Here is a 687-nt window from a genome sequence, read left to right as displayed (position 1 = left end):
CGAATACTAATCGATCGAGGACTTAACCAAATTTGTATCATGAAACGCTTCAACTATGTTCAATGTCGTGTATCCAGTTTTGAAAGAACAAGGAAAAGTTTTCGTCACAAAAAGCTTGTAAAAACCTGTGAGATTGGTATAATCAATCTTGTCTTTCAAAACCAAATAGTCCAGTGATGATGGCAAAGAGGCCACACCCGTTCCCATCCCGAACACGGCAGTTAAGCTCTTTTGCGCCGATGGTAGTTGGGGGTCTCCCCCTGNTTAATCAGAGGGTCGAAGGTTCGAATCCTTCATGGCTCACCATTTTTAATTGCATAATTGCCACGCGGGTGTGGCGGAACTGGCAGACGCACTAGACTTAGGATCTAGCGCCTTCGGGCGTGGGGGTTCGACTCCCTTCACCCGCACCATTTTTGCGGAAGTAGTTCAGTGGTAGAACGCCACCTTGCCAAGGTGGAGGTCGCGAGTTCGAACCTCGTCTTCCGCTCCATATTTTTTTTGCACAAGATACCGACCCCACGCCGGGGTGGCGGAACTGGCAGACGCACAGGACTTAAAATCCTGCGGTAGGTGACTACCGTACCGGTTCGATTCCGGTCCTCGGCACCATTTTGGCAAAACCAACTGAATCATTTTCATGCGCCCGTAGCTCAATTGGATAGAGTACTTGACTACGAATCAAGC

Annotated in this window: 3 tRNA genes and 1 rRNA gene; all 4 read left to right on the top strand. The window is 48.8% G+C overall.

Features of this window, described 5'->3' with window-relative positions:
• The first annotated feature begins 169 nt into the window (after positions 1–169).
• The 4 genes from rrf to GJB59_RS13005 all read left to right on the top strand — a co-directional run bounded on the left by rrf (position 170) and on the right by GJB59_RS13005 (position 612).
• Positions 170–285 (top strand): 5S ribosomal RNA (rrf, locus tag GJB59_RS13020).
• 43 nt (positions 286–328) lie between these two features.
• A tRNA-Leu gene (locus tag GJB59_RS13015) sits at positions 329–413 on the top strand.
• A 5-nt stretch (positions 414–418) separates the two neighbouring features.
• A tRNA-Gly gene (locus GJB59_RS13010) sits at positions 419–493 on the top strand.
• 30 nt (positions 494–523) lie between these two features.
• Positions 524–612: transfer RNA gene (locus GJB59_RS13005), tRNA-Leu, on the top strand.
• Positions 613–687: the final 75 nt, after the last annotated feature.

Origin of the sequence: Planococcus soli (assembly GCF_016881065.1) — a bacterium.
GTDB classification, from domain to species: Bacteria; Bacillota; Bacilli; order Bacillales_A; family Planococcaceae; genus Planococcus; species Planococcus soli.
This window is presented reverse-complemented; position numbering and strand designations above follow the sequence as displayed.